This window comes from Pseudoalteromonas sp. CR1 (assembly GCF_019392235.1).
GTDB lineage: Bacteria > Pseudomonadota > Gammaproteobacteria > Enterobacterales > Alteromonadaceae > Pseudoalteromonas.
In genome coordinates this window covers 1-395 of record NZ_JAHXRM010000060.1, presented here as the reverse complement: position 1 = coordinate 395, position 395 = coordinate 1, and the positions used below count along the sequence as shown (strand labels likewise).

Annotated in this window: 1 protein-coding gene; it reads right to left on the bottom strand. The window is 73.2% G+C overall.

The features are described 5' to 3' along the window. Positions 1 to 395, bottom strand: a 395-nt coding sequence (locus KZZ04_RS18485; RefSeq protein WP_219423689.1) for a transposase, incomplete at both ends; no start/stop codon positions are given.

The window sequence follows — 395 nt, the reverse complement described above, 5'->3', positions numbered from 1 at the left end:
CCTCGATGCGCACGCCAGTCTCGTCGCAGGCGACGACCTCAGCCTTGCGCAGGGTCGCGATGGCCGCGTCGCGACCGGCACGGAAGCGGTCCTGCGCGCGCCGGAGCAGGTTCATCAGCCCGCCCTGACTGAGCGTGAGGCCGAACAGGTCGGAGAGCGCCGCCTGCAGCCGCTCGTAGGATAAGGCCTGGAAGGTCTTGAGGTACGTCGCCACCGCGTGCAGCCGCGGCCCGAAGGGCGTGCTCCGCGCGGCCGAAGGCACGGGTGCGACGACCCGCGTCCCGCAGCGCGGGCAACGCACCGCCAGCCGCCGGTGCTGCGTCACGATCGGCGCCACCGCGGGCAGCTCGATCTGCTCGCAGGTGCTGACGACCTCCGCCGCAAGAGCGGCGTGC